The organism is Proteus penneri (genome assembly GCF_022369495.1).
Lineage (GTDB): Bacteria > Pseudomonadota > Gammaproteobacteria > Enterobacterales > Enterobacteriaceae > Proteus > Proteus penneri.
Genome location: NZ_CP059690.1, coordinates 1700396 through 1725734 on the forward strand (window position 1 = coordinate 1700396; position 25339 = coordinate 1725734).

General features: G+C 36.4%; 21 protein-coding genes and 5 tRNA genes. 6 read left to right on the top strand and 20 right to left on the bottom strand.

Annotated elements, in window-relative coordinates:
• Positions 1–23 precede the first annotated feature (23 nt).
• Positions 24–908: a D-hexose-6-phosphate mutarotase gene (locus tag H1225_RS07750; RefSeq protein WP_109847345.1), complete on the top strand. Its 885-nt coding sequence runs from the start codon at positions 24–26 to the stop codon at positions 906–908.
• An 87-nt stretch (positions 909–995) separates the two neighbouring features.
• Here H1225_RS07750 and H1225_RS07755 read toward each other — a convergent pair whose 3' ends face one another.
• From H1225_RS07755 to fadR, 5 genes are all read right to left on the bottom strand, one after another.
• Positions 996–1748: a MipA/OmpV family protein gene (locus H1225_RS07755; protein WP_109400581.1), complete on the bottom strand. Its 753-nt coding sequence runs from the start codon at positions 1746–1748 to the stop codon at positions 996–998.
• 94 nt (positions 1749–1842) lie between these two features.
• Complete coding sequence (hypF, locus tag H1225_RS07760) at positions 1843–4146, bottom strand: carbamoyltransferase HypF (RefSeq protein WP_161671615.1); 2304 nt, start codon at positions 4144–4146, stop codon at positions 1843–1845.
• A gap of 49 nt (positions 4147–4195) precedes the next feature.
• Positions 4196–5308, bottom strand: coding sequence for an alanine racemase (gene alr / locus H1225_RS07765; protein ID WP_161671616.1), 1113 nt, complete (start codon positions 5306–5308; stop codon positions 4196–4198).
• 13 nt (positions 5309–5321) lie between these two features.
• Positions 5322–6626, bottom strand: coding sequence for a D-amino acid dehydrogenase (locus H1225_RS07770; RefSeq protein ID WP_072064115.1), 1305 nt, complete (start codon positions 6624–6626; stop codon positions 5322–5324).
• Between the two features lie 475 nt (positions 6627–7101).
• Positions 7102–7821: a fatty acid metabolism transcriptional regulator FadR gene (gene fadR / locus H1225_RS07775; RefSeq protein ID WP_072064116.1), complete on the bottom strand. Its 720-nt coding sequence runs from the start codon at positions 7819–7821 to the stop codon at positions 7102–7104.
• A 233-nt stretch (positions 7822–8054) separates the two neighbouring features.
• On the opposite strand from fadR, the gene nhaB reads away from it, so the two are divergent.
• Positions 8055–9599, top strand: a complete 1545-nt coding sequence (nhaB, locus tag H1225_RS07780; protein WP_072064117.1) for a sodium/proton antiporter NhaB — start codon at positions 8055–8057, stop codon at positions 9597–9599.
• A gap of 178 nt (positions 9600–9777) precedes the next feature.
• Positions 9778–10302, top strand: a complete 525-nt coding sequence (gene dsbB / locus H1225_RS07785; RefSeq protein ID WP_072064118.1) for a disulfide bond formation protein DsbB — start codon at positions 9778–9780, stop codon at positions 10300–10302.
• A gap of 84 nt (positions 10303–10386) precedes the next feature.
• Here dsbB and H1225_RS07790 read toward each other — a convergent pair whose 3' ends face one another.
• The 4 genes from H1225_RS07790 to H1225_RS07805 all read right to left on the bottom strand — a co-directional run bounded on the left by H1225_RS07790 (position 10387) and on the right by H1225_RS07805 (position 13312).
• Positions 10387–10659: a putative hemolysin gene (locus H1225_RS07790; protein ID WP_373273828.1), complete on the bottom strand. Its 273-nt coding sequence runs from the start codon at positions 10657–10659 to the stop codon at positions 10387–10389.
• Positions 10660–10728: 69 nt separating this feature from the next.
• Positions 10729–11061: an SMR family transporter gene (locus H1225_RS07795; RefSeq protein WP_006532970.1), complete on the bottom strand. Its 333-nt coding sequence runs from the start codon at positions 11059–11061 to the stop codon at positions 10729–10731.
• A 142-nt stretch (positions 11062–11203) separates the two neighbouring features.
• Positions 11204–12433, bottom strand: coding sequence for a sugar transporter (locus H1225_RS07800; protein ID WP_109847339.1), 1230 nt, complete (start codon positions 12431–12433; stop codon positions 11204–11206).
• 459 nt (positions 12434–12892) lie between these two features.
• A complete protein-coding gene (locus tag H1225_RS07805; protein ID WP_006532973.1) occupies positions 12893–13312 on the bottom strand; it encodes a hypothetical protein in 420 nt (139 codons plus the stop codon).
• A 375-nt stretch (positions 13313–13687) separates the two neighbouring features.
• Between H1225_RS07805 and H1225_RS07810 the strand changes: the two genes are divergently transcribed.
• Entirely contained in the window at positions 13688–13927 is a 240-nt protein-coding gene (locus tag H1225_RS07810) for a hypothetical protein (protein WP_239739621.1), read from the top strand.
• Positions 13928–14201: 274 nt separating this feature from the next.
• A complete protein-coding gene (locus H1225_RS07815; protein ID WP_115065409.1) occupies positions 14202–15233 on the top strand; it encodes a glycosyltransferase family 9 protein in 1032 nt (343 codons plus the stop codon).
• 119 nt (positions 15234–15352) lie between these two features.
• Here H1225_RS07815 and H1225_RS07820 read toward each other — a convergent pair.
• From H1225_RS07820 to H1225_RS07865, 10 genes are all read right to left on the bottom strand, one after another.
• A tRNA-Leu gene (locus tag H1225_RS07820) sits at positions 15353–15439 on the bottom strand.
• Between the two features lie 169 nt (positions 15440–15608).
• Positions 15609–15695 (bottom strand) — tRNA-Leu (locus H1225_RS07825).
• 125 nt (positions 15696–15820) lie between these two features.
• A tRNA-Leu gene (locus H1225_RS07830) sits at positions 15821–15907 on the bottom strand.
• Positions 15908–15912: 5 nt separating this feature from the next.
• Positions 15913–15986: transfer RNA gene (locus tag H1225_RS07835), tRNA-Cys, on the bottom strand.
• 25 nt (positions 15987–16011) lie between these two features.
• Positions 16012–16087 (bottom strand) — tRNA-Gly (locus tag H1225_RS07840).
• 141 nt (positions 16088–16228) lie between these two features.
• Positions 16229–16777 (bottom strand): CDP-diacylglycerol--glycerol-3-phosphate 3-phosphatidyltransferase, encoded by a 549-nt coding sequence (pgsA, locus tag H1225_RS07845; protein ID WP_006532975.1) that lies wholly within the window; start codon positions 16775–16777, stop codon positions 16229–16231.
• A 55-nt stretch (positions 16778–16832) separates the two neighbouring features.
• Positions 16833–18665: an excinuclease ABC subunit UvrC gene (uvrC, locus tag H1225_RS07850; RefSeq protein ID WP_109400589.1), complete on the bottom strand. Its 1833-nt coding sequence runs from the start codon at positions 18663–18665 to the stop codon at positions 16833–16835.
• Positions 18649–19212, bottom strand: coding sequence for a LuxR C-terminal-related transcriptional regulator (locus tag H1225_RS07855; RefSeq protein WP_237584733.1), 564 nt, complete (start codon positions 19210–19212; stop codon positions 18649–18651). The genes uvrC and H1225_RS07855 overlap by 17 nt, the downstream gene beginning before the upstream one ends.
• A 243-nt stretch (positions 19213–19455) precedes the next feature.
• Positions 19456–19857 (bottom strand): GFA family protein, encoded by a 402-nt coding sequence (locus tag H1225_RS07860; protein WP_072064125.1) that lies wholly within the window; start codon positions 19855–19857, stop codon positions 19456–19458.
• 96 nt (positions 19858–19953) lie between these two features.
• Positions 19954–23004 (bottom strand): DUF2339 domain-containing protein, encoded by a 3051-nt coding sequence (locus tag H1225_RS07865; protein ID WP_239739623.1) that lies wholly within the window; start codon positions 23002–23004, stop codon positions 19954–19956.
• A 206-nt stretch (positions 23005–23210) separates the two neighbouring features.
• On the opposite strand from H1225_RS07865, the gene glpX reads away from it, so the two are divergent.
• Entirely contained in the window at positions 23211–24191 is a 981-nt protein-coding gene (glpX, locus tag H1225_RS07870) for a class II fructose-bisphosphatase (protein ID WP_006532981.1), read from the top strand.
• A gap of 109 nt (positions 24192–24300) precedes the next feature.
• Here glpX and H1225_RS07875 read toward each other — a convergent pair whose 3' ends face one another.
• Positions 24301–25332, bottom strand: coding sequence for a methylphosphonate esterase (locus H1225_RS07875; RefSeq protein WP_006532982.1), 1032 nt, complete (start codon positions 25330–25332; stop codon positions 24301–24303).
• Between the last annotated feature and the right edge of the window lie 7 nt (positions 25333–25339).

Here is a 25339-nt window from a genome sequence, read left to right on the forward strand (position 1 = left end):
CAGTGACATAAGGTCATAAGATAATGAATGAGAAAATTTTTTCTTTGCCGATTATTGAACAAATATCACCTTACTTAAGTCGTCGGCAATTAGGCGAGCTTTCTATCCTTGTTATTTCACACCCTAAAGTACGCGCAGCTATCAGTCTTCAAGGCGCGCATTTAATTGCTTGGCAACCCGCACAAGAACATCCTGTGTTTTGGGTAAGCGAAGCTTCTCTCTTCACTCCTGGCGTTGCCATTCGTGGCGGTATTCCTATTTGCTGGCCTTGGTTTGCTTCAGCAGGTACACCAAGTCATGGATTTGCGCGAATTATTCCTTGGGAATTTAGTGCCCATACAGAACAAGATGATGGTGTTCTCATCACTATGACATTAAAAGAGAGCCAGCAGACACAAAAATATTGGCCTCATCCCTTTACTGTTATTGCTCGTTTTAAATTAGGAGCAACCTGTGAGGTTGAATTAGAATCTTATGGTGATTATGAAGCGACAGCTGCCCTTCACTCTTATTTTAATGTGAGTGACATTGATAATGTATCTGTAACCGGCCTAGGAAGCCACTACATTGACACAGTGGCAGATAAAGAGGTTTACACTGATGAAACCTCATTGCGCTTTAATGGGCGCACTGACAGGCTTTATACCGAGCCTGAGGATTTTAACCTTATACATGATGATGGTTGGGATCGCACAATTGAAGTTCATCATTATCATCATAGTGATGTGGTTTGTTGGAACCCCGGCGCAGAGCTTGCAAGTTCAATGAAAGATATGAGTGCAGGTGGCTATCGTAAAATGGCTTGTGTAGAAACTGCTCGTATTCACCAACCATTAAAACCAGATAACGTTCATCCTGGTCGTTTATCTCTAGTAGTTCGTGTTCGTAAAGATATAGCCGAAAAATAAATTATTACTGGTATATTACACAATAAAAAAGCTTCGAGTTTAATCGAAGCTTTTTTATCATTGCAAATCTTACTAAATTTTAGTGAGTTAGAATGTGTAAGTCACACCAGTCCACATAATTGCAGTCACAGATTTATTCACCATAGGACTGTCTTTCACTTCACTTGGTAAATGGTCAATACGTCCCATCGCAAAGAAATTCCATTTTTCTGCAAATTTATAGTTAGCAGAGATTTCAAAATAAGGTCTCCAACTATCATTTGGCGTATATTCTGCTAAACCACTGCGTTGTGATTCTGCGTGGCTAATTCCATAAGCATAACGGTTTTGCTTTTTGTTTTCCCAGACAACACCTGCACCTGGTTGTAAAGACCAGTTACCAAATTTGAAAGGATATAAATAAGCAGCGTCAGCAATAATACCGTTACTTTTACCTAGCATATCACCCGATACAATTGCTCTTAAGCTACCCCATGATTCATGATGTTTATAAGTAAAGCCACCCATCATTGTGTCACGACGACGATTCAATTTTTTCATTTGCTCGTCGTCACTATCGCTTGGTTTATAAGCTTGAGGGTAATAGTGTAAATCAACAGAAAGTTGATCTTTAGGGGTGTTCCACAAGTAATACCCTGCGGCTAATGTCGCAAAATAGAAATTTTCTGATTGGTAGTTAACTTGTGGCACGGGTAATAAATAATCTTTTGATTTAGCCCCTTTATAAGGCGTGACTTGCGCTAAGACCGAGCCACCAATTGACCATTCTCCAGCAAATGCTGCTGGTGCGCTAAGTCCTGCAATAACGGCTAAAGAAATGATAATCTTCTTATTACTCACGATGATTTTCCATATTGTCATTAATAAAGTAGCAACCAAAAACCAATTTCAGTCACAATTAACTAAAACCGATATTATTTTACCTATAATTATTTTAGTTTTGCACTAGATGTGTAGCAATCAGTGCTTGCCCTAATGCAATACCACCGTCTCCAACGGGTAACATCATAGGGGTTAGTACTTTTTTATTGTTTAATTTTTTCTTAAACATATGTTTGAGTAATGTGTTATTTAACACACCACCCGTAAGTACAACAGTATCAATCTGATGTTCATCGGCATATTGCAATGCGATATTGCCTAAACTTTCAGCTAATAAATAATGAAATAGCCATGCCTTTTCACTAACATTAAGCTTTATACTTTCCCATTGCGACCAAAAAACGCCCAAATCAAGCACACTATTTTTTACAGGCATCAAATGCCCATATCGCTCAATTATTTCTGACTGTTTTTCTTTATGACATGCTAATGCAGCAGTTTGTAGATAACAGGCTGCTTCACCTTCCCAGCTTATTTCTTTAGGAGCTAATCCTAATGATGCCGAAACTGCATCAAAAAAACGGCCACAAGAAGAAGCTTTAGGTGAGTTTAAGCCACGTTCTAATGCCTTATTTAATATATGTAAATCATGGTTAGGCATCATTTGGGTGATAACACTACCTTGCCAATTCTTAGAAAAAGTAGCTAAATGTGCGAACCAGTTTCGCCAAGGTTGAATAGAGGCAAGATTACCTCCGGGCATCGCAACAGCAGGAAGTCCACCAATCCGCTCTGATCTTTTATAGTCCACCAGCAGACATTCTCCTCCCCATAACGTACCATCTTGCCCAAAACCTAATCCATCAAGAGCAATACCAATGACCGCACCTTGTCGCTGGGTATGACCATGTTCAGCAAGGCAAGAAACAATATGTGCATGATGATGAGAGACTTCAATAACAGGAATATTTTGCTCTTGAGCAAACTGCTTACCCAACTGATGGCTGATGTAGTTAGGATGTGCATCTATTGCAATAGCTTTAGGTGTAAACCGATAAATCTGTTGGAAAAGAGTCAACGATTTTACCAACTGTTGTCTCACGCTTAAATCATCAAGATCTCCTAAATGAGGCCCCATAATCGCTTGATGTTGGCGTAATAAACAAAATACATTTTTGAGATCGCCCCCCATGGCAAGCACTGAGGGTTGTGGTTCAAAATCGTCAGGTAATGAAATAGCATCAGGAACATAACCACGAGAGCGTCTGATCATAACGCTCTGTTTACCCTCAATGCGAACTAATGAATCATCAGCCCTTTGTATGATTTCTCTGTTATGCATTAAGAATAAGTCTGCAATGTCTTTCAATTGCGTTAAGGCCTCTTCGTTACTTAATGCCGGTGTATGACCAGAAGCATTTCCTGATGTCATAACAAGAGGAATATTCGTACCACGCGCTAATAAATGTTGTAAAGGATTGGCTGGCAACATTACCCCTATTTCAGTTAATCCTGGCGCAATAAGATCTGCAAGTTTAGGGGTAACAGTTTTAGGAACTAATACAATTGGGGCAGCAGTGCTTTGTAATGTTTGAATAGCTGTTGGAAGAAAATCTGGATCTTGCTTATTTGCTTTGATTTGATCAATACCTGTGATCATCACAGCTAATGGCTTCGCAGGTCGGTATTTGCGTTCACGCAATAATGCAACACTCTCATTATTACGTGCATCACACACTAAATGAAAACCACCAATACCTTTAACTGCAATAATCTTTCCAGCAAGTAACGCTTCACAGGCTTGAGTTAATGCATGCTCTTTTGTCGCTAATTCTTTACCCTGATTATCTGCAAGCCAGATATGGGGGCCGCATACAGGACATGCATTAGGCTGAGCATGAAACCGTCTATCGGCAGGATCTTCATATTCGCGTTTACATTCAGGACAGAATGGAAATTCAGCCATTGAAGTAAAAGGCCTGTCATAAGGCATTTTTTTTATGATAGTAAAACGAGGACCGCAATGTGTGCAGTTAATAAATGGATAATGATAACGACGATTTTGTGGATCAAACAATTCATCAATACAAGCTTGGCAAGTCGTTGCATCTGGAACAACTTGTGTATCCATTTCGCCACCACCGCTTTTTACAATAATAAACTCAGTAGGTAGCTGCTCCCATTGATAGGGTGATTCTTCTATACGTTCAATGTGTGCTAATGGTGGGCACTCTGCTTTTAATGCTTCTATAAAGAGTGAATTTTTAGGGGAAAGCGTTAAATGTACTAATACACCCAAACTATCATTGCTTACTTGCCCTAATAAACCAAAACGATGGGCTAATTGCCAAACAAATGGGCGGAACCCAACGCCTTGAACCTTTCCTTTCACACGCAATGTAATGCCGTTACTCATAGGATCACCAAATCAAAATAAATTTAAGCTTATTCTAGTTTAGTGATTATCAACAACTTTCATTTAGATCAGAAAAAGTGGAATTAGGTAAATTTATCATCACTTCGACAGTTACTCTTGGTGCTATTGCACACAGTAATTCATAACCAATAGTGCCACATGCTGTTGCAACATCATCAACAGGAAGTTCTTCCCCCCATAATTCAACAGGGCTACCGCAATTGACATCAGGAAAATCCGTAACATCAATGGTTAGCATATCCATAGAAATACGCCCTACCAATTGTGTTTTATGTCCATTAACAATAACTGGTGTGCCATCTGGTGCATGTCTTGGATAACCATCAGCATAACCACAGGCAACAACACCAATCCGCATATCACGCTCAGCGGTATATCGGCTACCATAACCTATCTGCTCACCTTTTTTGACTTGTTGAATAGCTAATATTTCACTGTTAAATGTCATTACGGGTTGTAAATCGAAATCAGCAATATCTTGCCAAACACCGGAAGGCGAAACACCATATAAAATAATGCCCGGGCGCACCCAATCTTGATAAGTTTCAGGATCAAATAACGTTGCAGCTGAATTTGCCAAACATCGAGGTAATTCATTTACCATTGCCTGATTAATGGTGGTCTTTTGTGCATCCATGTTCAAGCCAGTATCTGCATTAGCAAAATGCGACATTTGGATGATAGAGCCAATATTTTTAATACTTTTTGCACGATCAATTGCTTGTTTATAGGTGTCTGGTCGGTAACCCAACCGATTCATTCCACTATTTAGTTTAAGATAGATGTTAATCGGTTTTTCTAATTGTGCATTTTCTATAGCATCAAATTGCCAATCAGAATGTACTGTTGTTGTCAGAGAATAACGTTCTAATAAATAAACATCTTCTGGCCTAAAAAAACCTTCCAGCAAAAGGATAGGTCCTACCCATCCTTGCTCTCTTAACATGACAGCTTTGTCTAACTCAATTAATGCAAAACCATCAGTATGACTTAATGCAGGCCAAACATAGGATAAGCCATGCCCATAAGCATCTGCTTTCACAACAGACCACACTTTGCTGCCTTTAGTTCTCTCTTTAATAACAGACAGATTATGGCTTAATGCATCGAGGTTAATGGTTACTTTTGTGGGTCTGGACATGGTTTTTCCTCAATTAATAAGCCGCATCAAGTTTTTGCCCTGGTAAGAGCAATTTAGTATTAAAGCCATCGATATACCGAAACACAGATAAATCATCAGCAGCAATAGCAGGTTTATTCCCTGAAATTAAATCAGCCAATAATTGCCCGGAGCCACATGCCATTGTCCAACCTAATGTGCCATGCCCTGTATTTAATGATAAATTGCGATAAGCCGTAGGTCCTACAATAGGTGTACCATCAGGTGTCATAGGCCTTAAACCTGTCCAAAATGTAGCTTTCTCAATATCACCACCACCTTGATAAAGATCTTGTACAACCATTTTTAATGTTTCACAGCGTGATTTTAAAATATTCAGATTAAAACCAACGACCTCGGCCATTCCGCCGACACGAATTCGCTCATCAAAACGTGTTACCGCAATTTTGTAAGTTTCATCTAAAATAGTGGATGTTGGCGCTCGTGAAGCATCAATAATCGGCATCGTAAGCGAATAACCTTTAAGGGGATAAACTGGAATGGCGACTTTGTTTTTCAAAAACTCTGTTGAATAAGAGCCCATAGCCACAACATAATGATCAGCAGTTAATAATCCATCATGACATTGAACGCCCGCTACTTTATCACCATCAAATAACAAATGTTTGATTTCTTTGTTAAACAAGAATGTAACACCAGCATTTTCTGCCATTTTAGCGAGTTTTTTCGTAAAAATTTGGCAATCACCCGTTTCATCATTGGGTAAACGTAAACCACCTGTCAATTTGTGACTAACATGCTCGAGTGCGGGTTCTGCTAATTTTAGTTGATCGGCTGTTAACAATTCATAAGCAACGCCCTCTTGCTTTAATACAGCAATATCATTTGCTGCATTATCAAATTGCTTTTGATCACGGAACAGTTGCAGAGTACCACCTTGACGACCTTCGTATTCAATGCCTGTATCTTGGCGTAATTGACGAATGCAATCACGACTATATTCGGCAATACGCACCATACGACTTTTATTCATGGTGTAATGTGACGCATCACAATTACGTAACATTTGCCACATCCAACGCAATTGGAAAAGTGAGCCATCAGGTTTAATCGCTAATGGTGCGTGTTTTTGGAACATCCATTTTACTGCTTTTAATGGGATACCTGGTGCTCCCCAAGGCGTTGCATATCCTGGGGATATTTGACCTGCATTACCAGCACTAGTCTCTTCTGCTGCACTATTTTGTCTATCAACAACAATGACTTCATGGCCTTGTTGCACAAGATACCACGCACTTGTTACACCAATAACGCCGCCACCTAAGATGATCACTTTCATGGCAAGACTCCAATAATTTACATTGATATAACATAAGAATAATATTCCATACACAAAAAGCCAATATAGAATAATCATCTAGACCAATAAAAAGACAGATTTTAGAGTTAAGTCACACTTGATTGTTATTCGATAAGTAATTTTCAAAAAAAAATATTGAATTAACACGTAAAATCAACAAGATATAATTTTTACTATAACTTATAAAAATATTGCTTAATAAATTATTTTGAATTGAAGAAAGTTTTATGTGTAGGGAAAGGAAATAAGGGTTTTATTAAAATCTAAGATTGAACAATATTTTAGATTTTAATTCTTAAATTGGCTCGATTTGGTTATTCTTTTTACTAAAAATAACCTATTTAAAGCATTGCCTAAAAAAATGACCTGTTGGACTTTTTTAAATGCATAAAAAAACCAGTATCTCAAATTATGTAAATACTGGTTTTTTATTGTGATAACACAACAAACTTAATTAGCGTTTTACTTCTTCTAGGTCACTCGGTAATGGTGACTGTAAACTTTGCCAGATAATACCACTGTCTTTACCATATTGGCGGACACATTCCATGACATGCTCGACATCTTTTTGCTCACATAATACAGCCAGTTTTTTATAAAATGCTAACGCGAGTTCTTTGGCTTGAATATTTGAGAAATAATAACGGCCTACACGTGTATAAAGCCCTTTTAAGCCGTTTAAGATAAGACCATAAATTGGGTTACCTGATGCAAACGCCAATCCACGAAAAATGTTGTAATCCAGTTCACTAAACTCATCAGCACTATTTTCAGTAGTAAGTTCATGATTTAAAACTTCAATACATTTTTCAGGGCTATTTCTAAATGCTGTACGTATAAAAATAGCAGAGATATTGGTTCTGACAGCCAATAAGTTATCTATTAATTGTGGTACTCGATCATGATCAAGGCGAGCGACTGTTTCAAGGATATTAAGGCCTGATGTTTCCCAGAAATTGTTTACCTTCGTTGGCTTTCCGTGCTGAATAGTTAACCAACCATCACGAGCAAGGCGTTGTAACACTTCTCTTAATGTAGTTCTTGTAACGCCAATTAATTCAGACAGCTCACGTTCCGCTGGAAGAATAGATCCAGGAGGAAAACGATTATTCCAAATGCTTTCAACAATATACTCTTCCGCAAAACCTGCGGGGCTTTGAGCCTTAATAACCATATTTTTATTTCTTCCGAAGCGACTTTTCTGCTAATAATGGAAAATATAATATCAGAATGCGTAATTTTGATATAGCTCAACCATCATTAAATAGTGAATGGCATCATAAAACTTGATGTCGTTTTACTAATTAATTATGACTAATGAGCTTAATTTCACAGCGATTAGCGCGTACTATGGTTAGATTGCATAATATTGCGCTAAAAATCTCTTTTTGGAGGATGAGAAACCTAATGGATATGAGTATAAGACAAGCACTACTAAAGAACTTTATGGGGAACTCCCCAGATTGGTATAAGCTTGCTATTCTTACTTTTTTAATTATCAACCCACTGATTTTTTTCTTTGTTGACCCTTTTGTTGCCGGCTGGCTATTAGTTGTAGAATTTATTTTTACACTGTCTATGGCACTAAAGTGTTATCCATTACAACCCGGAGGATTACTTGCTATTGAGGCCGTCATCATTGGTATGACTAGCCCAAAACAGATTGGTCATGAAATTGCCAACAACCTTGAAGTGATTTTGCTTCTTGTTTTTATGGTTGCTGGTATCTATTTTATGAAGCAATTATTACTGTTTGCTTTTACTAAACTACTGTTATCTATTCGTTCTAAACGACTGTTATCTATTGCTTTTTGTTTTGCAAGTGCATTTTTATCTGCCTTTTTAGATGCTTTAACCGTTATCGCGGTTGTCATCAGTGTCTCTCTCGGTTTCTACTCTATTTATCATAATTTTGCGTCTAATCAATCAGGTACAGAATTAAGTAATGATGGGTTTATTGATACCGCAGAAAAAAAACAAACTTTAGAACAATTCCGTGCCTTTTTACGCAGCTTAATGATGCATGCCGGTGTCGGTACTGCGTTAGGTGGCGTAATGACCATGGTGGGTGAACCACAAAACCTGATTATTGCAAAACATTTAGAATGGGATTTCGTGACCTTCTTTATCAGAATGTCACCTGTAACTATTCCAGTCTTCTTTGCTGGTCTTGCGGTGTGCTACTTTGTAGAACGCTTTAAGCTCTTTGGTTATGGCGCTGAATTACCTGATTTGGTTCGTAAAGTTCTAACTGAATACGACAAGAAAAACAGTGAAAAACGCACTTCTCAAGAAAAAGCACAACTAATAATCCAAGCATTAATTGGTATTTGGTTGGTTGTTGCTTTAGCGCTCCATTTAGCAGAAGTCGGTATTATCGGTTTATCTGTTATTATTCTCACCACTGCATTTTGTGGGATCACAGAAGAACATGCGCTTGGTAAAGCATTTGAAGAGGCCTTGCCTTTCACTGCATTATTAACCGTTTTTTTCTCTATTGTTGCTGTTATTATTGATCAACAATTATTTGGCCCTATTATTCAGTTTGTTCTTCAAGCTTCAGAATCCTCACAACTGTCTCTTTTTTACCTCTTCAATGGCCTATTATCTGCTATTTCAGATAACGTGTTTGTGGGTACTGTTTATATCAGTGAAGCTTTAACAGCATTGCAAGATGGGTTAATTAGCCAATCACAATATGAGCATATTGGTGTTGCTATTAATACAGGTACAAACTTACCTTCTGTTGCGACTCCAAATGGTCAAGCCGCATTCCTGTTCTTATTAACATCAGCACTATCACCACTCATCCGCTTATCATATGGCCGTATGGTGATAATGGCACTGCCATATACTATTGTGATGACATTATTTGGTTTACTGGCGGTTGAATTCTGGCTTGTTCCTGCAACACATTGGTTCTATGACATTGGTTTAGTTGCTATTCCATAACAATTGCTCCACAGTTACACCACATAAATAGGACTTTTATTCGATAAAAGTCCTATTTTCTTCATAAAAACAAGCTTCAATGTAAATATTTGTGAAATAACGGATTTTAACTTTTTTTGCGCTTGATTTTTGGGCAAAATAGACACTTATTTTATTTAATATTTAAATGGATATTATTATGCTGACATCTCTTCGTCACTGGTCCCAAAGCCGTTTTTCATGGCTGTTGCTTGCATTAACTGCAATAGGTCTTGAAGGTGCTGCATTGTATTTTCAGTACGGAATGGAATTAATGCCTTGTGTAATGTGCGTCTATCAACGCATCGCGGTATTAGGGATCTTAGTTGCGGCATTGATTGGGGCATCCGCACCTAAAATGACACTTATGCGTATGGCCGGTAGTTTTTTATGGATTTATTCCGCATACCGAGGAATTGAACTCTCTTGGGAGCATACACAACTTATTCTGAATCCCTCACCTTTTGCAACCTGTGACTTTTTTGTCACATTACCTTCTTGGTTTGCCTTGCAAGATTGGTTCCCTGCTGTATTCCAAGCAACCGGTGATTGTTCTGTCAGCCAATGGCAATTCTTAACTTTAGAAATGCCACAATGGATGCTTATTATTTTCTCTGCTTATTTTGTTGTAGGTTTATTAGTATTAGTGAGCCAAATAACAAGTTCTTTTAAAACAAAAGAATAAAAAAGAAAATAGCCTTTAGCGATAAACTAAGGGCTATTTTTATAATAGAAAAATAGCGATTAAATATTCAACCAAAGACAAACTTTAACCTGGAATACAAGCCCCTTCTATTAAAGCTTGTTCACTACAACGCTTACCATTAGCGAACTGACACACGGGTGTCTGACCGCCATGCAATTCATAGTTTAAAGACGGCACACCACCTGAAAAGACACAGGTAGCCTTGGCTGATTCTTCTAAGGGAATATCAGGACTAGTTATCAGTATTGTCCGACTCTTACTCACTATTTGTGTAGATGGGTGTTGTGTCTGCTCTGAATTACTGCATCCTGCAATAAAAGCAAAGCTAGTTAGCATAGATAGATAACAAGCTATTTTAAATTTCTTTTGCATTAAAGAGACCCTAATTTCTTCCAGTTATTCCTATTAATGTGAAGCACTTTTTGAAAGTAGATTTATAACTAAAACACCAGCAATAATTAAAGTCATACCAACAATGGCAGGTAAATCGAGCTTTTGTTGATAGAGAAACACCGCTGCAACAGAAACTAAAACTATTCCTAATCCACTCCATATTGCATAAGCAATGCCTAATGGCATAACTTTTACCACTTGAGAAAGTGCCCAAAAAGAAAAACAGTAACCAATGACGACTACAATAGACGGATATAATCGGCTAAAACCATCAGAAGCTTTCAGCATTGTTGTCGCAATGACTTCAGATATAATTGCCAACATTAGGTAAGTTAATCCATTCATTTTTTCGTCTTAATCCTATACAAAGTCAATTTTGTGAATTCTATCACAAGCAAGATTAAGGATATTCATCTACAACAAATAAAAAAGGCACTCTTTCTATTGAATAAGTGCCTTTATATTATGGAAGTTTGGGAGTACTTATTTAGTGTTGATGGAGTTGATTTTTTTGACGGGGTTCCCCGCCCATAGAAACACGATAGCGATTAAAGATAAAACCACACCAAACCACTGCAATAATACTTAATATTGTTCCTGCATAACCAATATTTGTCATACCGGCATGTAAAATAACCTGATTACCAATCAATGCCCCAGCACCAATACCAATATTAAAAATACCAGAATAGATAGACATAGCGATATCAGTTGCATCAGGGGCTAAATCAATCACTTTAACTTGCATTCCTAGCCCAATACACATAAATCCAATCCCCCAAAATATAATCAGTACAATAAATGCTGTTAGATTCTGGCTACTGATCATTAATAAGCCTAAACAAAAAGTAAGCAATATTAAGGCTGAAAATAAGAATGATGTTGGCATTTTGGCACTATAACGACTAAATAACACGCTACCAATGATACCGGCTCCACCAAAAATCAATAAAACTAACGTAGCAAAATTCTGATCCAGACCCGCAATATCAACGACAAAAGGCTCGATATAACTATACGCTGTAAAATGCGCTGTTACGGCAATAACCGTTAATAGAAAGATCCCCATAAGCGGGCCACGCTTTAATAACATTGGCACACTTTTTAGTGACCCTGAATGCTCACTTGGTAATAAAGGTAAATAGCGCATTAATGCAAACAGGGTAATTAAGGCTAATATCCCAATACCCATAAATGTTGCACGCCATCCTAACCACTGCCCAACAACACGACCAATAGGTAAACCTAATACTGTTGCAAGTGCTGTTCCTGTTGCTAATAAGCCTAATGCCTGGGCGCGTTTACCAGCAGGCGCCACTCTAATGGCCAGTGACGCGGTAATAGACCAAAATACAGCATGAGAAAAAGCGACACCAATACGCCCTACTATCAGTGATTTAAAATCCCACGCGACGCTAGATAAAATATGACTTAAAATAAAAAGTATAAATAAAATAATAAGTAACTTACGTCGCTCAACTTTACTTGTCATTATCATTAAAGGCAGAGACATTAAAGCAACAACCCAAGCATATATCGTGATCATTAAACCTGTTTGAGCAGGGAGCATACCGAAGCTTTCAGAAATATCACTTAACAGAGCAACAGGAACAAATTCTGTTGTATTAAAAACGAAAGCCGCGAATGATAATATTATTACTCTGATCCATGCTGTTTGACGACTAACTTCATTTACGTTTGATGTTGCGATATTCATAGTTAATAGATACTTTCTTAAATTATATTGATATATATACCATATTTTTTTGTAGAAGTTTTGTCTGATTTTCTTTTCTTACTTGAGATAAAATGGATTAATTACATTGAAAATAAAAAAAAGCATAAAGATAAAAATGCATTTTATTAGAAACAAAAAATAAACCAAATTATCACTAAACTTCATTGCTAAAGCGAATCAGCTATTAATTTTAGCATATTCACATCGCAACTTTAAATCCCTTTAGCAACTTCTTTTTAACGTTAACATAATCTACTAATAGTAAAACTGTAGATATAAATGACCGGTTATTACTTTATATTGGAAAGTAGAAATTTACTCTTTTTAAGAAAAATATATCGTGTATTCATTGAATTAAGTTAAGATATATTAATTTAATAACCGAAAATAATCTTATTTTTGGATAAAAGATAAATAAAAATAGAAAGGATATTGAGATTACTGACTTAATTCATTAATAACTTGAAGTGCTTGTTCGCAAGCAATGTTTTTCGTAGGTGATGTTGAACCATTAAAAGCATTTTTGATAGTCGAAATTTGTTCTTTTGCTGGTCGTGGTAGCACTAAATTTCCATTAGAAAGCGCTTTTTCAACATCGTTTAGTTTTTCAGCTAACTGCTGGCAACTTCCATTATTATCTTTAGATTGATAAAGAGCCATCAGCGTATCGTGTTTTGCTTCTACGGTAGAAAAAGTTTCACGTAATGTTGATGACGAATTCTCAATCACTTCGTGGCTTTCACTCCAAAACTCATCTGTATTTTCTTTAATCACAGACTCTATTAAAATAGCAACAAGAATAGCTAGCATAATAGTCAGCGATAACACTCCTCCTGTAATAATAAGTATCTGTTTCATATAAAACTCCACATATAAACCATATTTTTTTAATATTTCTTTTTAAGATATATAGTTTAAATAAACCAGGTTCAATCTGAATTACGATTCTTTTTATTTTTTACATTTTATTACGGAGATATACAGTTCTATTTATTTTCACTTCTGAGAAATCAACAAATAATAAATCGATAAGACTGTGATTTATTAAATACTACCTATCATATTTTTCATTTTTACTTTCTAAAATTCTTATTAAAAAATTAATTATCAAAAATTTATTTCATACATTATGATATTTTAACTACTACAATATTAATTAATTTATACCGTATGGAGCCTATCTGAAGAGATTAAAAAAATAATATTATTAACTCAAAACCAGTAATTCGATTTTTGTTACTACAATCGACAACTATTTATTTTGGAAAGAATTCTCTTGCTAAATTAAATGATGAATTACCGCATTATGGCGAAACAGTTATGTTGAAGTATAGCCGTATCATATCATTAGAAACCTTAGGAGCAACAAGAGAGATGCTACCAAGTATTGCTCAATCCACAACAATTATTGATAAAGGCTATAGGAAATTAACAACAAAAAATGTCCTGAATATTTTAGACGCTTGTTTTTAACGATGATTTTAAAAAATTACTATTGTGTAAGTTGTTAAAAACAAGTTACATATCAAAATGTATCATAAGTAAGGTGATTATTTATAGATAATCACCTTACTTTCTACAAGTCAGCATAATGATTACTCATTTCCAATCCAAAAAAGTAATTAATTTTTTGATAGTAATGCCTAAACATATCGAATAGCTTATAATCATAAACATACATTATGATTAACGCTTAAGTTATTACTTACAGTGTTATTTTTTCATTCGAGTATGAATAAATCTAATTATGACCAAAATATTAATAATACAAAGAGATAACATTGGTGATTTAATACTTACAACACCATTAATTGATGCTCTTGCCCACGAATACAATACAAAAATTGATCTTCTCGTAAATTCTTACAATCAAGCAATCTTAGAAGGTAACCCTTCTGTCGGAAATGTACATATTTACAGTAAGTTACATCATAAAAAATCAGGACAATCGTCCTTAAAGCTCATTCTAAGTCGCTTAAAAATTATTTTTGATATGCGTCGTCAGCATTATGATATTGCAATTGTTGCTCGCGATCATTGGGCCAAAAGAGCATTACAATGGGCAAAATTATCTGGTGCTAAACGGATTATCGCTATTGGCGATGACGCGCCATCAGCAGTGACAGATCCCATTCCAACACCGTCTAACAAAGGTCATATCGCTGAGTTATTCTGTCAACTAGCTCGTCCTCTTGGAATAGAGAAAAAAGCCGGCCCTTTGAAGTTGTATGTTAAAGACGAAGAGATCTCTACAATTCGGCAACGCATTAAAATAACTGAAAATGTTCCTGTTTACGGCTTACAAATCAGCTCACGTAAACCACAACAACGTTGGCAAGCAGAAAAATTTATCGCGTTAGCACACCAATTAACGCAACGCGAAAAATGCCATGTTCTTCTCTTTTGGTCGCCAGGAAGCAATGATAATAAGCAGCATCCTGGTGATGATGAAAAAGCACAATTTATACTCGAACAATGTAAAGATATCCCTATTACGCCAGTGCCTACGCAAAATCTTCGAGAATTAATGGCAGGTATGTCTTTATGTGATCAGATGCTAACCAGCGATGGTGGTGCATTACATATTTCAGTCGGTGTTGGTGTGCCAACAGTAGCAATGTTTGGTAATAGTGATGCTGATTTTTGGGGACCATGGCATATTACCAGTGAAGTACTGAAAGCACCTGAAGATACTGTAGGGCTTCTTACGGTAGACGATGTATTGACTCGTTTTATTGCACTAAGAAATCGAGTTACTATTTTAGATACAAATAACTAATCGACTATTACTAAAAAAACAATAATTAACTGAAAATCACCTTATTACTACAACTGATAAGGTGATTTTTATTTTTTATGATCGAAAAAAAGGACCTCAATGAGGTCCGTTTTTTTATATGGTGCCCAGGGCGGGACTTGAACCCGCACAGCCTTACAGCCGAGGGATTTTAAATCCCTTGTGTCTACCGATTTCACCACCTGGGCTAAATTGTATTTACTTGTTACGCATAATACTTACTTATCATACAATTTAAATAACAAATAAATTTAAAACGTTATGTCTAAAACAACTAACTTCAGTTTTTTGATTTTTCTCTCTAACTTATCGCTAGAGGAAGAAAAAACGGACCTAAGTTAAGGTCCGCTATTTATATGGTGCCCAGGGCGGGACTTGAACCCGCACAGCCTTACAGCCGAGGGATTTTAAATCCCTTGTGTCTACCGATTTCACCACCTGGGCTAAATTCTGTGGTGCGCCCGTAAATTCTTATTACTAAGAAAGATACTGGTATGGACGACTTATTTATTCTTCACTGCCATTTATAATGGACTTTCTTTTTGCACCAAACTCTTTATCTAAAGAGATGGTGCCCAGGGCGGGACTTGAACCCGCACAGCCTTACAGCCGAGGGATTTTAAATCCCTTGTGTCTACCGATTTCACCACCTGGGCATTAATGGAGGCGCGTCCCGGAATCGAACCGAGGTACACGGATTTGCAATCCGCTGCATGACCACTCTGCCAACGCGCCTCAACTACTCAATCTCATAAGAGATTGGAGCGGGAAACGAGACTCGAACTCGCGACCCCAACCTTGGCAAGGTTGTGCTCTACCAACTGAGCTATTCCCGCTTTACCGAACTTGCTGATTTACTTATTTATTTCCGTAAACCGTTGTGCCTTTCGATGCGTTGCATTCTACTGATTTCCTGAATCTAGTCAACACTATATTTGCATCTTTTTGACTGTTCGGTGAATTTTCAGTCATTTCGATCAACCTTCACGCAAATCTGACCACGCAGCGCTCAAATATTGAAACATTGACCAGAAAGTCAACACTGTTGCGATATATAATAAAGCGAATCCAAACCACTCTGCTTCAATAGTAGGACGCCATAATAACACAACCAACGATCCCATTTGTGCGGTCGTCTTCACTTTTCCTATCCAAGAAACAGCAACACTGTTACGTTTTCCTAATTCAGCCATCCATTCCCTTAATGAAGAGATAATAATTTCACGAGCAATCATTGTTGCTGCTGGTAAAGTTATCCACCACTCATGATAGTATTCAGTAATTAAAACAAGTGCTGTTGCAACCATTACTTTATCCGCTACTGGATCGAGAAAAGCGCCAAAGCGGGTAGTTTGTTTCCATCTACGTGCTAAAAAGCCATCAAACCAGTCTGTTGCAGCTGCTACCATAAAAATAATAGCGCAGACTAATGGAGCATCTTTGAATGGTAAATAAAACACCAAAACAAAGAATGGAATTAGAGCGACACGAAATAGAGTTAGCCAAGTTGGGATATTTAGTTGCATAGCGTTCTACACGACCTAGAAAAGTGAGAGTTATTAATATGGTGCATCAATACACTTAGTGTTTCAACGCATTAAAAATTTTTTCTGCTAATGCAGTCGAAATTGTCGGAACTTTCGCAATTTCTTCAACACTTGCATCTCGTAAAGCTTGTAGCCCCCCCATATATTTCAACAACATTTGACGACGCTTAGGTCCGACACCTTCAATAGACTCCAATGAACTGGTATTTTTTACTTTGGCTCTACGTTGACGATGTCCAGTTATCGCATGACGATGCGATTCATCACGAATATGTTGAATCAAATGTAACGCAGGTGAATCGGAAGGCAACGCCATTCCTTCCCCCTCCGGCACAAAAAACAAGGTTTCAAGCCCTGCCTTACGGTCACTCCCTTTTGCAACACCAATTAATTTCGGGTGTGATTTGTCCCAATCAACATTAAGAGAATCAAATACCTCTATTGCTTGTGCTAATTGCCCTTTACCACCATCAATAAAGATAATATCTGGAACCTTACTGTCTTCTAATGGTTTACCATAACGTCGAGTGAGTACTTGATTCATTGCCGCATAATCATCACCAGGAGTAATACCACTGATATTATAGCGCCTATATTCCGATTTTAATGGGCCATTCATGTCAAATACTACACATGAAGCCACAGTTTGCTCTCCCATAGTGTGACTAATATCAAAACATTCCATTCGTTTTATCTCTTTCATATCAAGAAGAGACATCAAAGAGGTATAACGTTGTGAAATTGTTGATTGCTCGACTTGTTTTGAAGCCAATGCCGTAGCTGCATTTGTTCTAGCTAATTTCAAATAGCGTGCCCTATCACCACGCGGTTTGGTTTGAATTTGAATCTTTCGCCCTGCAATTGAAGATATAGATTCAGAAAGAATAACTTTATCTTCTAAATTAAAATCAAGCAAAATTTCAGTGGGTAAAGTACGAATTGCACTGCCTTGTAAATAAAATTGACCAATAAAAGTCTGAACAACCTCATCAATTGAGGTATTCGCAGGAACTTTAGGAAAATAACTCCGACTTCCTAACACTTTACCTTGACGGAAAAAGAGAACATAAACACAAGCAATCGCACCATTAAAAGCAACACTTATCACATCAAGATCATCACCAATATTGGCAACAAATTGTTTTTCAGTCACTTGCCTTACTGCTTGGATTTGATCTCGGATGCGAGCAGCCTCTTCAAAACGTAATTCTTGGCTTGCTTCTTCCATACGTTTAACCAATCCGTCAATAACTTGCGTATCATCACCTGAAAGGAAAAGTCGCACATAATTAACTTGTTGGGCATATTCTTCATCAGAAACATAGCCTTTTACACAAGGAGCAAGACAACGACCAATTTGATATTGCAAACAAGGTCTTGAACGATTGCGATAAACACTATCTTCGCATTGACGAATAGGAAACAATTTTTGCATTAATGCCAGTGTTTCTCTTACTGCAAAAGAGTTAGGGAAAGGTCCAAAATATTCCCCTTTGGCATGTTTGGCTCCTCGATAACTAGCAATTCTGGGATGTTTATCACCACTTAAATAGATATAAGGATAAGATTTATCATCTCGTAGCAACACATTATAGCGAGGTTGATAACGTTGGATGTAGCTGTGCTCAAGCAATAAAGCTTCCGTTTCTGTATGGGTGATCGTGACATCAATATTTGCGATACACTTCACTAAAGCTTCGGTCTTACGGCTATTTACCTGTGTGCGAAAATAGCTAGAAAGCCTTTTTTTCAGATCCTTAGCTTTACCTACATAGATTACTGTGTCTGTCGCATCATACATCCGATACACACCCGGTTTATCTGTGATTCGGCTTAAGAATGCTTTGGCGTCAAATTTGTCTTCCACTTTGTAAATGACTCTCTATCTCAATTAACCCATAACGTATTGCTATATGTGTTAATTCTACATCACCTGAGATTTTAAGTTTACTAAACATTCGGTAACGATAGCTATTTACTGTTTTTGTATTAATATTCAACTCACTTGCGATTTGTGTGATTTTTTTCCCTCTGATGATCATCGACATAATCTGCAATTCTCTTTCAGACAAATGATGTAAAGGATTTAATTCTTGCTGTAATTTTGTTAGCGCGATTTCCATTGCTAACTCTTGGCTTATATACCGCTGACCGATACAAACCTGTCGAATAGCTTGCAGAATATTTTCACAAGAAGTATCAACAATAATAAAGCCTTCAATACCCAATTGAAGAAGTGTTATTGATAATATAGAGTCTGTTTTTGGTGAAATAACAATTATTTTAATTGATAAAGATGAACGCTTTATTCTTTTTATAGAATCAATTAATGAAAGTGAAGGTGCTGAGTAAAAAATAATAAGATTAACCGAAAATTGTCGGCAATAGCGGAATGCATCACTTTCATCATTCATTACCTTTCGAACATTAATTTTTTTAATCTGACTAAGAAGTGTTTTTATTCCCAAGCTAAATATTTCAACTCGACTTATTATCAATGTATTTATCAATAACTCTTTCCTTTTAAATTAAAATATAACAAAGAATGTTAAATCAACTTTCCATAAATTTTAACATGATTATTATACTATAATAAAAAAGGCTCATATAGAAAAGAGCCTTTAAAAAATATAAAAAAATCAATAAATAAAATATTATTAATTGAACATATTCATAATATCTTGTTCTGTTAGCATTGGTGTTTTTTCTACAAAATTATAATAGTGGGGTTTGCTATCTATATAAATTTGCATTGTCAGTTTGCTTTCTTTCGCATCAGGAAATAATCCTGCTGACACATAGTAAGTATGAGTTTCTTTTAGAAGGTAAAAAAGATGAGAGCCACAATGCTTACAAAATGCTCGCTCACCCCATGAAGATGAATCATAGCGTGTTATATATTCTTCACCTTCAATCTTCAAATCTGATTTGCAATCAATTGAAAAACCAGGCCCCCCATTCCAACGTAAACACATACTGCAATGACAAACGCTGAGCGCAGAGATATCTTGTGTTGTTGATAATTTAACTTTACCGCATAAACATTGACCTTGATGCATTATAGTTCTCCTTTCCATTAAATCATGCATTAATCATTTAAGATTATATGCATGATTTAATTTATAAAATAAACACAATGCAAGCATAAATATTGCTTACACGCCTGTATTGTTACTTTGCCTTTTCGGTGGTAACGGTGAAAAATACCCGATTAATAAAATCAGTATTGCAACACCAATAAAGGCCAATGCTCTGAGTAATCCACTACTTAATGATGTGTCAATTAGGAAAAGTTTAGCGATAACCACCGCCAACAGTACACCACCAATAAACCATTGTGAACGTGACTTCTTACGTGTCGCCATCACCATAGTTACTAATGCAGTAATTGCCCAAATAATTGCTAATACTGTTTGGATCACTTTGGAATTAATTATTGCATAACTCGACCAATCAACATCTGTTGCAAAGACTAATCCTCTTAATAGAACACCATTTGCCCACCAGAAAATCATAGCCGGAATAATGTAATTAAATATAGGTAAGCTATTTTTCAATAATGCTTGATATTTAGGTGATTGTTTTATTACTGAAATAAATTGATAACCAATCCATATTCCAATAATACCCATTAGATCCATCAAATTAAATAATGGAATAAATTTAATTCCACTTTCAGTGCCATCATTAAAGTTTGCAAAGATTAAAGAGAGTGCTAGTAAACCTAAAATAGGTAAAGTGACTATCCAATAAGCATCTTGGTACTCTTTTGTCCAATTCACTTTCATTGCGAATATATAGCTTATTGCAATAAATAAACTGATAACAAAAATTACACTTGCAAAATGTAAGCTCACATAAAGATACGTAACATCCATTAACCAAATAATTTCAGTAAATAAGAATAGGCCAATAAAGATAAGATGCATACTGTGGATCAATGCTTTATTTATCCTTTGTTTCGGCAATAATGTATTTACTTTAAGTAAATAGAAACCACTAGCAAAAATTGCGAACCAGATAATCGCACTTAACCAATTATCAATTAACGAACCTGCAAGATAGATATATACCAACATAATAAGTGCTGACATCGGCCATAATAAAATAGAGCAACTTGCCAACTCAAAAAATTGGGATTTCTTCCCAGCAAAGAACATGCCCCAACAGCTGATAAGAATAAAAGCAAAAGTAATGGATTTTACTTCTGGAGAGAACCAATGTTCACCATATTCTTGTAAAAGTAAAACACTATATCCCCAGCTTACAGCAGAAATAAACAGTGTGACATATCCAATAGCTCGATTATCAATATTAGTAAATTGCGCTCGATACCACAGTACTGCGACAGCAAATACAACGATTACTTGTGTTACCAGCATTAGCCAATCACCCAACGAGATAACGGGCATGTTAAATAATAAAACAAAAGAAACTGCAACTAAAATAGTCCCTGCAATAGCGGGTTTCTTTTGCTGCTGTAAAACAGAAAAAGCAAGGATCATCATCCCTTCAATTGCCCATACAATCGATGTCCATTCAGCAGAGAATGCAAATGGTACGGCTAAAGTGGCAAAGGTGGCAAAGAGCATAAAGAAGGCAATTGCCAGCAATTTACCCTCTTTACGATAACGCTTAAGTGCAAACCAACTTAGTATAAAATAAGCTAATCCATAAAGAGATGAAGCAATAGCAACTCCATATGGCCATTCTGAGGCTAATCGATATTGGAAAATAAAACCAATTAATGGTGTGCCAAACAGTAATGTGGCATCAAAAGGAATATTAAGTTTCAGTTTATTTTTTAGTGTTGAAAGTTCCGTTGCAACACCAAAAATCAACCAATTCGCAATTAGAAATAACTGACAAGGTAAATAATCGGCATGAGTATAATTTGGTATCGCCCATATAAAACCAATACCAAAAGTAAAAGCAAAACCAATAAGATTTAATAAACGCCAAACTTGCCAATGGCTGATAATAAGAATGCCAATTGAAAGAATAAGATAATAACTAAACAAAGCAATATAATTGCCACTTCCTGTGGACAATAATACAGGCGCTAAATATCCTCCTAATGAAGCTAATACAGCTAAACTAATTGCTCGATGAAGAACTGCTAAAATAACACTGACAATACAAATAAAGACCATAATGGCTAAAGCAATGCCAATAGGAACAAAATCATAAATTTTAGTCGCAGCAAAAATAGTGATGTAGACCCCACCAATGCCGCCACCTTGTAAAATTAATGCATATATCAGGTTTTTCTTTCTAAGCCACCAGCCAATACCTAATAAGGCCAAACATCCTGTTCCCGCCATCATTAAACGTGTTGATGCTGAGACAAGTTCATTCTCAATACTGTATTTAAGTAAATAAGACAGACCAAAGAAGAGCAATAGCATCCCTATTTTAGCCAGCGGATTTCCTGTTACTACCCAATTCCAAATAAGTCCCAAAATCGATTTCTGTTGACGTTTTGGGTGAGGATTTAAATTAGGTCTATATTGCGATGCTGGTCGATTTACTTGAGGTGTAACATTTCCTAAATGACCCGTTTCAGATACCGCAAGACTTGTACTTGTTACACCAGCACTATTCTCCACAAGCAGATCTGCTGCTGATCCAACATAGGTTTGTTTTACCTCTTTTTGGTAATGATGAGCAAAACGGCTTGTTGCTACCTTCGGCCGATATGGTTCAGGCTCTTTAGGTATAGGGGCCGTTGATATTTCTGGCTTATTAGGTTGTTTGTTTTCAAGGTTAATATCATTAACCATAGAAGCTTGGACTGATGGATTTTCTTCATTAGGAAAAGCTTTATTAAATACCTTTTCTTGTGATGCTTGTGCATGTTGATATACAGGCGTACTTTTATTCTCCGCCTTATTTTGCACCTGTTCTATTGTGTCAGTAGATTCAACTGTTTTAGGTTGATAAGTTGAACCCGTTGGTTGAGGCTCTTTTTTTATATCGCGAGATAAATCCTTAACTTCACTTTTCTGAGTATCAAGCTCTGTGCGAATATCCACAGCGTTATCTTTATTTAATAACTTAAATAATTTCTCTTGTTGCTCAGTAAACTTTTCTTCAAGCTGTTTAATTCGATGTAACAATGAGTTGCTATTTATATAAGCGTGATATTGCCAATACAAAGATACCACGACAAATATTGTAACAATGAGCGTCAAAAAGTCGTCCATAAACCTAATCCTTTTGCGTTAAGCATCACATAGTTTTAATCTCTTCCCCTTAGTTATACTTTAATTTTCACAGATTTATCTTAGTTTATTCCTAAATAATCTATTTCGAGAACTCTTGATTTAAACCTAGCACACAATTTCGAAAAAAAGGTATGATCGGCAACCTAACTTAATCTTCCATTTATATCGCAAAACACACTCATAATATGAAATTAAATGACGAATTAACTAATGCTATCGCTTCTGTAACAGAAGCCGCAGCTATTGCAGCAATGCCTTGGATTGGAAAACAAAATAAAAATGCAGCAGATGATGCTGCTGTCAGTGCCATGCGTGAACGTTTAAATAATCTAAATATCAATGGTGAAATTGTCATTGGTGAAGGTGAAATAGATGAAGCGCCTATGCTCTATATTGGCGAAAAAGTAGGAAATGGGAAAGGCGATAAAATAGAAATTGCAGTTGACCCCATTGACGGTACACGCATGGTCGCTATGGGTGAAAATAATTCCCTAGCTATTTTAGCCGCTGGCTTTGAAGGCAGTTTTTTACAAGCTCCTGACATGTATATGGAGAAATTAATTGTTGGTAAACAAGCTGCTGGTGTGATTGATCTTAACCATTGCCTTGAATATAACCTTGATGCTATTGCACAAACATTAAATAAACCTATTGAACAGCTAACGCTTGCTATTTTAGATAAACCACGTCACCACGATATTATTAAAGATCTGCGCGCGAAAGGTATTAATATTATTACACTACCTGATGGTGATGTTTTAGCTTCTTTATATGCCACAATGCCTAATAACAGTATTGATGTTATGTATGGTATTGGCGGAGCACCTGAGGGCGTAATTAGTGCGGCTATCGCTAAGGCATTAGGCGGTGATATGCAAGCACGTTTGATTACTCGAGATATTGCAAAAGGAAATAGTGCGGAAAATAGAGAATATGCCGTTTCTGAAATTGCTCGTTGCCACAAAATGGGTACCGATGTAAATATTAAATTGTCATTAGACACATTAGTACGTAACCAAGATGTTATGTTTGCAGCAACAGCAATTACCAAAGGTGATTTTTTATCTGGTGTTAATCAACAAGCTCAATACTTACAAACACACTCTTTAGTCATTAATGGTTCAACGCATTCATTGCGTTATATTGAAAATTTCCATTTACGTTAATGCTTCATTTTGTCTTCTTTTCCTTGAAACATAAAAAAGCGGCACTTTATTAAGATGCCGCTAAATTTACTTCAAGGGGTATATTTATTGTTATTTACTCACTTCAGATTTAAGCCAATAAATTAGCTGGATTATCTACACATAATTTTTTAATAATAGATTTATCAATGCCACGTTGAGCCAATAATGAAAGGAATACATTAGGAACAAATCCCCAACCATTTCCTCCATTTTTCGCCCACATCTGTTTTAAGAACACATCATGGCTTAATACAATTTGGCTACCATAACCTCTTTCAATTAAGGTTGCGACGGCTTCTACGGTATCCATAACACTTGGTGCTGCCCCTTCTTTAGGGAAAGAGATATCCAGACCAATCATATCAAACTCAAGCCAAACACCGCGATCTAACATTTTGCATTGATAATCAATATCTTTACCTGATGGGTCCGAATGTGCCAATGAAATCTTAGCGGGGTTACATCCCATTTCTGTTAATAGAATATCTAAAACTTCATCGCCACGACGTTGCCAACCCGGCATATGAATATTCATTGAAACATGAGGATTACCATTTTGCGCAATGGCAGCAGCACGTAAGCTATTTTTTTCACCATCAGTAAAGAATGGAGAAACGCCAATTTCGCCAATCATGCCAGCACAAATATCAGTACCATCAATACCTACATTCAATTCATCATCAATGATTTTTGCCATTGCATCAATATCATCAGCCAAACGCTTCCCTTCAAACTTTTCAATATAAAGTCCTGAAGAAGCAACAACGTTAATACCAGTGATTTCTGCAACTTGTCTTAATTTTCTAATATCACGTCCAATTGATGAAGATCCTGTTGCATCAACAATTGTTCTGCCTCCTAACTCTTTGAAGTTATTTAATTCAAAAATAACATCTTCGATAGGCTTTTTATCCATATTATCGCAACAGCAATATGGATCGTATTTAAGTCCCCACTGAATATCTGCACTCACCTTCTTATCAACTAACACATGCGAGAATTCATAAAAAGGTTCATCAACAACACCTGAGAGATCATTAAAAAGGTGTTCATGAGGCAATGTTAGCCCCATATCTTCTTTTTTCACGGGGCCAGTTACGGTTTGAATATAACCTTTCATTACGATA

What these genes read in the sequence shown, in the direction of transcription:
- pgsA (WP_006532975.1), bottom strand. Translation starts at nt 16,777, where the DNA reads ATGCAACTAAATATCCCAACTTGGCTAACTCTATTTCGTGTCGCTCTA.
- nhaB (WP_072064117.1), top strand. Translation starts at nt 8,055, where the DNA reads ATGGATATGAGTATAAGACAAGCACTACTAAAGAACTTTATGGGGAAC.
- H1225_RS07860 (WP_072064125.1), bottom strand. Translation starts at nt 19,857, where the DNA reads ATGCATCAAGGTCAATGTTTATGCGGTAAAGTTAAATTATCAACAACA.
- H1225_RS07865 (WP_239739623.1), bottom strand. Translation starts at nt 23,004, where the DNA reads ATGGACGACTTTTTGACGCTCATTGTTACAATATTTGTCGTGGTATCT.
- H1225_RS07855 (WP_237584733.1), bottom strand. Translation starts at nt 19,212, where the DNA reads ATGAATGATGAAAGTGATGCATTCCGCTATTGCCGACAATTTTCGGTT.
- H1225_RS07800 (WP_109847339.1), bottom strand. Translation starts at nt 12,433, where the DNA reads ATGAATATCGCAACATCAAACGTAAATGAAGTTAGTCGTCAAACAGCA.
- alr (WP_161671616.1), bottom strand. Translation starts at nt 5,308, where the DNA reads ATGTCCAGACCCACAAAAGTAACCATTAACCTCGATGCATTAAGCCAT.
- H1225_RS07875 (WP_006532982.1), bottom strand. Translation starts at nt 25,332, where the DNA reads ATGAAAGGTTATATTCAAACCGTAACTGGCCCCGTGAAAAAAGAAGAT.
- H1225_RS07770 (WP_072064115.1), bottom strand. Translation starts at nt 6,626, where the DNA reads ATGAAAGTGATCATCTTAGGTGGCGGCGTTATTGGTGTAACAAGTGCG.
- glpX (WP_006532981.1), top strand. Translation starts at nt 23,211, where the DNA reads ATGAAATTAAATGACGAATTAACTAATGCTATCGCTTCTGTAACAGAA.
- dsbB (WP_072064118.1), top strand. Translation starts at nt 9,778, where the DNA reads ATGCTGACATCTCTTCGTCACTGGTCCCAAAGCCGTTTTTCATGGCTG.
- H1225_RS07815 (WP_115065409.1), top strand. Translation starts at nt 14,202, where the DNA reads ATGACCAAAATATTAATAATACAAAGAGATAACATTGGTGATTTAATA.
- fadR (WP_072064116.1), bottom strand. Translation starts at nt 7,821, where the DNA reads ATGGTTATTAAGGCTCAAAGCCCCGCAGGTTTTGCGGAAGAGTATATT.
- H1225_RS07790 (WP_373273828.1), bottom strand. Translation starts at nt 10,659, where the DNA reads ATGCTAACTAGCTTTGCTTTTATTGCAGGATGCAGTAATTCAGAGCAG.
- hypF (WP_161671615.1), bottom strand. Translation starts at nt 4,146, where the DNA reads ATGAGTAACGGCATTACATTGCGTGTGAAAGGAAAGGTTCAAGGCGTT.
- H1225_RS07805 (WP_006532973.1), bottom strand. Translation starts at nt 13,312, where the DNA reads ATGAAACAGATACTTATTATTACAGGAGGAGTGTTATCGCTGACTATT.
- H1225_RS07795 (WP_006532970.1), bottom strand. Translation starts at nt 11,061, where the DNA reads ATGAATGGATTAACTTACCTAATGTTGGCAATTATATCTGAAGTCATT.
- H1225_RS07750 (WP_109847345.1), top strand. Translation starts at nt 24, where the DNA reads ATGAATGAGAAAATTTTTTCTTTGCCGATTATTGAACAAATATCACCT.